We start from the raw sequence: 6,059 nt of genomic DNA on the forward strand, positions 1-6,059 counted from the left end.
TGTTGGATTATCGAGTTTGTCGTTGTAGGACATTGTTGTTGAACAAACTCGGGGACATGATTTTGAAGAAGCTGGATGAGAGCCTTTTGGGTGGAGTTCCTCCGTTTCGCAAATTGCAGCGTCCCCAGGTTCGCGAGATTTTGGATTTGGCGGAGCCGAAGCGGTTTGACGCTGGGACTGCGATATTTGACGAAGGGATGGCTGCGGATCGGTTTTATCTGCTTCTGGATGGTCATATTCGCGTGCTGCGCACCACGGAAGGCGGCGATCAGGTGATTGCTCTGCATATTGTTGCGGGGCAATTGTTTGGCATCGCGGCGGCGATTGGGCGCGAGACCTATCCAGCAACTGCGATGCCGGTTGATGACTGTCTTGTTCTGTCCTGGCCGACCAGCCATTGGTCTAAGTTCACCGCCAAATATGATGGGTTTGCGACGGAAAGCTACAAGGTCGTCGGCGAGCGGATGGGCGAGATGAACAACCGTCTGGTGGAAATGGCGACGCAGCAGGTTGAACAACGAGTGGCGCGGGCGGTGCTGCGTCTGATCCGCCAATCGGGCAAAGCCGTTGAGGGTGGTATCGAAATCGACTTTCCGATCACCCGGCAGAACCTGTCGGACATGACCGGCACTACCCTGCATACGGTCAGCCGCCTGATGAGCGCCTGGGAGAAGGGTGGTCTGGTGAAGAGTTCGCGGCGTCATATTGTGGTGACGGATCCGCATCGTCTTGTGGTGCTGAGCGAGAAATCAGACTGAGCTTTTGGTTTGGTTGGTTGTGGCGATTGCCCGGGTCAGATCTGCCAGAAACGCGTCCTCATCCAGCCCGTGTTCCAGACAGGCATCTGCGATCGTGTGAAACGGCGCCACCAGACATCCCACACAGAGCATCTGGTGGTTGAGAAAGACCTGCGCCGTCTGCGGGTATTTTGCCAGGATATCTGAGACGAGAAGGCTGTTGTCTATCAACGACATGGGAATACGGCCTCGGGTTTAACTGGCGCCTTGTTTTATAGCTCAGAATAGGCTGGAAAAATCCGGGTTCTTTGTTCTGCAACAAACTCAGGCTGGTCAATGGCTTCTAGATTTGTGGCACCCGCAACCACGACTGGATTCCCCAAATGTCAGAGATCCTAACGAAGTCACGGGCCCGCAATATCTTCTACGGAGGATCGCTCTTTTTTATAGCGATTTTTGGGGTCCTTTCCGTTCAAAGCCACCGCTATGTGGTCAATACATCAACCGCTGGAATGCCGCTGAGTGAAGAGGTGATCCTGGGCAAACATGTCTGGGAGAGAAACAGCTGCATCAACTGTCATACGCTGCACGGCGAAGGCGCCTATTTTGCCCCCGAGGTCGGCAATGTGATGACCCGCTGGGGCGTTCAGGACGAGCCCGAAGAGGCCTACGAAATGCTCGATGGCTGGATGGCAGCCCAGCCCACTGGCATCGAAGGTCGTCGCCAGATGCCGTTCTTTGACCTGACCGAAGAAGAAACCCGCGGTCTTGCCGAATTCCTGCGTTGGGCAGACCAGACCGACCTTCAGGGCTGGCCGCCCAATGACGCGGGTTAAGGAGACACGCTATGAAATATCAAACACAAAAAGTGGCCTATGCCTACTTCCTGGTGGCGATGGGACTGTTCGCCATTCAGGTTCTGGGTGGGCTGATCGCCGGCTGGATTTACGTCTCGCCAAACTTCCTGTCTGAACTGCTGCCGTTCAACGTGGTGCGCATGTTGCACACCAACGCGCTGGTGGTCTGGCTGCTGCTGGGCTTCTTTGGCGCGGCTTATTACCTGATCCCCGAGGAAAGCGAACGCGAGATCTACTCGGAGAAGCTGGCCTATTTGCAGCTGATCATTCTGGTCATCGGCACCCTGGGCGCGGTTCTGACCTATGTGTTCAACCCGTTCCCGGGCAACTATCTGCTGGGGATGCAGGGACGTGAGTTCATCGAGCAACCGACCTGGGTCAAACTGGGCATTCTGGTCGCGGCGCTGATCTTCCTGTTCAACATCACCATGACAGTGCTGGCCGGTCGTAAAACCGCGATTTCCAACGTGCTGCTGGTGGGTCTGTGGCTCTTGTCGCTGCTGTGGCTGTTTGCCTTTATCAACCCTGACAACCTGAGCCTGGACAAAATGTACTGGTGGTTCATCGTTCACCTCTGGGTCGAAGCAACCTGGGAACTGGTGATGGCCTCCATTCTGGCCTTCCTGCTGCTGAAACTAACAGGTGTGGATCGCGAGATCGTTGAGAAATGGCTCTATGTCATTGTATCGACTGCACTGTTCTCAGGCATTCTGGGCACAGGTCACCACTTCTACTGGATCGGTCTGCCCGGTTACTGGCAGTGGATCGGCTCGATCTTCTCGACTTTGGAAGTCATTCCATTCTTCCTGATGATGAGCTTTGCCTTTGTCATGGTCTGGAAAGGCCGTCGCAACCACCCGAACAAAGCAGCTCTGCTGTGGTCCCTTGGTGCGTCGACTGTTGCCTTCTTTGGCGCTGGCGTCTGGGGCTTCCTGCATACCCTGCACGGCGTGAACTTCTACAGCCACGGCACTCAGATCACTGCGGCCCACGGCCACCTGGCGTTCTACGGTGCCTATGTTGCAACCAACCTGGCCATCATGAGCTATGCGATCCCACATCTGCGTGGACGTGATCCGTATAACCAGGTGCTGAACATGGCTGCGTTCTGGCTGATGACCGGTGGTATGGCCTTCATGACCTTTGTGCTGACCTTTGCTGGCACCATTCAAACCCACATGCAGCGGGTTCTGGGTGAGAACTTCATGGAAGTGCAAGAAGGTCTGAGCCTGTTCTACATGATGCGCTTTGGCTCTGGTCTGGCTGTGGTCATCGGTGCGCTGCTGTTCATCTACTCGATGATGGTACCGCGTCGTGAACTGCTGACCAAAGGCACTGATGTCCCTGTGGCTGGAGAATAACCATGAACGCCCAAACTACTGACTTTGACGTGCCATTCTATCAGCCGGTTGGCAATGAATGCGCCCTGTTTGAGACAGCCCACACCAACGGTTTGCCCCTTCTTTTGAAGGGGCCGACCGGCTGCGGCAAAACCCGTTTTGTCGAACACATGGCAGCCCGTACCGGGCGCAAGCTCTATACTGTGGCCTGTCATGATGACCTGTCAGCGGCTGACCTGATTGGCCGCTACCTGCTGCGCGGTGGCGAAACCGAATGGGTTGATGGCCCATTGACCCGCGCGGTGCGCGAAGGTGCGATCTGTTATCTGGATGAGGTGGTTGAGGCCCGTAAGGATGTAACCGTTGTGTTGCACCCGCTGACCGACAACCGTCGCACCCTGATGGTGGACCGCACTGGCGAAGAGCTGGTAGCGCCTGAAGGCTTTATGCTGGTTGCCAGCTATAACCCTGGCTACCAAAATGTGCTAAAGCGGATGAAACCATCGACCCGTCAGCGGTTCCTGTCTGCGTCTTTTGACTTTCCGGATGCCGCGACTGAGGTCGTGGTTGTAGCCCGCGAAAGCGGTCTGGACGAGGCCCGTGTCACGCCTCTGATCCGGCTGGCCGGTCACATTCGTGCCCTGTCTGGTATGGATCTGGAAGAGGGCGTCTCGACCCGGCTGCTGATTTACGCCGCGCAGTTGATCGCCGGTGGCATGCCTATCGATCAGGCCCTGCAGGCCGCAATTGTCGAACCTCTGACCGACGAGTCGGATGTTCAAACCGCGCTGCGCGATCTGATCGCTGTCGTATACGGGTAAGGAAATATGGCCATTCACCCCCTTGATCTGATGGACCCAGAGGAAGCCGTTGGCAACATCTGGCACGACTACGTCACCAAAGTGGGGGCTCAGCCGAGCTTCCCCGAGGCGGCGGTGCAGTTGTCTGAAATCCGACCTAGCCTGGTCTTGCTGTTCCGCGCGCTTGGCGGCGATGGGTCTGTCGAGATTGGTGAGACACCAGCGGTGCGTTCAAACCACCGTCAATCGGTGACCCGCAAGTTGGGCAACCGGGGTGAATTGCTGTTCCTGCCACGTTTTGACGGTGAACGTCTGGGATTGCCTCCGGTGATGGAGGCCTTTCCCGAGGCTGCAATGAATCGGGCGGCCTATTTTTGGCTGGTTGCCTTGGCGGCGACCCGGCCGGTTCTGCCGCCGGTCGAGGGCTGCGACTGCCTGAAAGACCACGCCCAGATCGAGGCAATGGCGACAGCATCGGATCTGGTCTATCAACACTGCCCTGGGCTGCGCGGCGCTTATCAGCGGATGTGCAGCTTTATTCTGGCGACCCGGCCCAAGCTGCGGTTGCCGCGCGAAGAGGCCCGACTGGAGCACGCCATTCGCGACCAGCTCAACAGCCCCGAGGCGCAACCCATAGATATTCCTGCACCACAGCAGAGCCCCAAAAGCTATCTGCCCTTTACCCCCGTTCCGATCTGGCTGACGCTCTCTGCGCCCGGATCCGGTGCCAATGCGGGTGAGGAAGAAGAGGCCGACAACGCAGGCCCGCCACCGGGTGCGGCCACAACCGATCGTAAAATGGCTGCCCGCGAAGACCGCGAAGAGGCCAACCGCAAGGACAGTTTTATCTTCCACCGGTTTGAATCGATCCTGTCCTGGGTCGAAAGCATGAACCTGAACCGGATGGTGGACGACGACGAAAACGAGGACGCGCAAAAGGCGGCCGATGACCAGGATAAGATCATCCTGTCCAAGCATAACGACAAAAAGGCCGCCACCCGGTTGCGCATGCACCTGGATCTGGCCCCGGCGGACGCCGACCACGAGCGTCTGGCCGGTGTGCACACATACCCTGAATGGGACCACCGCCAGAACGCTTACATGCCCGATCACACCCGGGTGCTGGAGGCAGACGCTGACGCCGATGCGCCGCAGGGATTGGCCCCGGATCCACGCATTCTACGGGCGGTGCGCCGCCAGTTTGAGGCACTGCACCCCCGCCGGATCCTGCGACCGCGCCAGATCGAGGGCAGCGAGCTGGATCTCGATGCGCTGATCTCGGCCCGGGTCGACCTAAAGGCTGATGGCACCTCAAGCGACCGGATCTATCAAAGCATGCGCCAGATTGACCGCGATCTCTCTGTGGGCTTTTTGCTGGATACGTCGCGCTCGACCGAGGCCTCGGTGGGGGATGCCACCGTGTTGGATATCGCCCGCGAGAGCCTAGTGGCGCTGGCTGGTGGCATCGACGCCAGCGGTGACCGGCTGGGCATCTGGGGCTTTTCCTCGCTGCGCCGCGACCGGGTGTTCCTGAAGAAATGCAAGGGGTTCGACGATCATATGTCCCCGGATGTCACCCAGAAAATCTGCGGGCTGACTCCGTGCCACTATACCCGGCTGGGCGCCGCTATCCGGCACACGACTGCGATGCTCGATCAGGAAAGCTCAACCCGCAAGCTGCTCTTGGTGCTGACCGACGGCAAGCCCAACGATCTGGACCACTACGAGGGCATCCACGGCATCGAGGACAGCCACATGGCGGTGCGCGAGGCCCGGCGTCTGGGCCATGTGGTGCATGGGATTGTCATAGATCAAGACGGCCAGGACTGGTTTGCGCGTATCTTTGGGCGGGCAGGGTTCACCCTGCTGCCGGACCCAACGCGGCTGACCCGCGCGCTGCCACAAATCTATCGTTCCCTCACTCAGGAGACCTGAAATGACCCGCCTTTTTGCCTTTGTCACAGCCTTCCTTTTGCCTGCGCAGGTCTGGGCCGAAGCCTATAGCCGCCCGATCCCCCAGGCCCAAAGCGCCACGGCTGAGTTCTGGTTCTTCATGGGCTCGCTGATGATGGTTGGCGCCCTGGTCCTGGTGGCCTGGCTGGTCCACAAACGATGACTACTGACCCGAAGGGGGGGCAGGACAACCCCGAGGTCTGGAGCAAAACCAAACTGACACTGGTGCTCTACCCCTTCGGCGCCGGTGCCGCCGCCGTCAACATCTTCTTCGCTTCCCTCATCACATCATGGATCGGTTGGCCAGTCCTCTCGCCCGTAAACTCAATATATGTCGGCTTGGTTCTCGGAGCACCACTCACATACTGGTTC

8 protein-coding genes are annotated in these 6,059 nt (G+C 58.3%); 7 read left to right on the forward strand and 1 reads right to left on the reverse strand.

What is annotated here, in order from left to right; genetic code table 11:
* The first annotated feature begins 62 nt into the window (after window positions 1-62).
* Window positions 63-758 carry a Crp/Fnr family transcriptional regulator gene (locus DL239_RS21030; protein ID WP_167686063.1) on the forward strand — a complete coding sequence of 232 codons (696 nt, stop codon included), beginning with the start codon at window positions 63-65 and terminating at the stop codon, window positions 756-758.
* Here DL239_RS21030 and DL239_RS21035 read toward each other — a convergent pair.
* The gene (locus DL239_RS21035; RefSeq protein WP_167686057.1) at window positions 750-974 is read right to left on the reverse strand and encodes a DUF1858 domain-containing protein; all 225 of its coding nucleotides are present in this window, start codon (window positions 972-974) and stop codon (window positions 750-752) included. The two genes, DL239_RS21030 and DL239_RS21035, sit on opposite strands and share 9 nt — an antisense overlap.
* A gap of 146 nt (window positions 975-1,120) precedes the next feature.
* Here DL239_RS21035 and DL239_RS21040 point away from each other — a divergent pair, with 146 nt between their 5' ends.
* The 6 genes from DL239_RS21040 to DL239_RS21550 form a co-directional block, all read left to right on the forward strand.
* Window positions 1,121-1,573, forward strand: coding sequence for a c-type cytochrome (locus DL239_RS21040; protein WP_167686058.1), 453 nt, complete (start codon window positions 1,121-1,123; stop codon window positions 1,571-1,573).
* Window positions 1,574-1,584: 11 nt separating this feature from the next.
* Window positions 1,585-2,955 (forward strand): cbb3-type cytochrome c oxidase subunit I, encoded by a 1,371-nt coding sequence (locus tag DL239_RS21045; protein WP_167686059.1) that lies wholly within the window; start codon window positions 1,585-1,587, stop codon window positions 2,953-2,955.
* 2 nt (window positions 2,956-2,957) lie between these two features.
* Window positions 2,958-3,755 carry a CbbQ/NirQ/NorQ/GpvN family protein gene (locus tag DL239_RS21050; RefSeq protein ID WP_167686060.1) on the forward strand — a complete coding sequence of 266 codons (798 nt, stop codon included), beginning with the start codon at window positions 2,958-2,960 and terminating at the stop codon, window positions 3,753-3,755.
* Window positions 3,756-3,761: 6 nt separating this feature from the next.
* The gene (locus tag DL239_RS21055; protein ID WP_167686061.1) at window positions 3,762-5,669 is read left to right on the forward strand and encodes a nitric oxide reductase activation protein NorD; all 1,908 of its coding nucleotides are present in this window, start codon (window positions 3,762-3,764) and stop codon (window positions 5,667-5,669) included.
* A 1-nt stretch (window position 5,670) separates the two neighbouring features.
* On the forward strand, window positions 5,671-5,850 hold the full coding sequence (locus DL239_RS21060; protein WP_167686062.1) for a protein NnrT: 180 nt from the start codon (window positions 5,671-5,673) through the stop codon (window positions 5,848-5,850).
* The coding region (locus tag DL239_RS21550; RefSeq protein ID WP_206188588.1) for a hypothetical protein at window positions 5,847-6,059 on the forward strand (213 nt) is incomplete at its 3' end. The genes DL239_RS21060 and DL239_RS21550, both read left to right, overlap by 4 nt.

It is taken from the genome of Parasedimentitalea denitrificans (assembly GCF_011813015.1).
GTDB classification, from domain to species: Bacteria; Pseudomonadota; Alphaproteobacteria; order Rhodobacterales; family Rhodobacteraceae; genus Parasedimentitalea; species Parasedimentitalea denitrificans.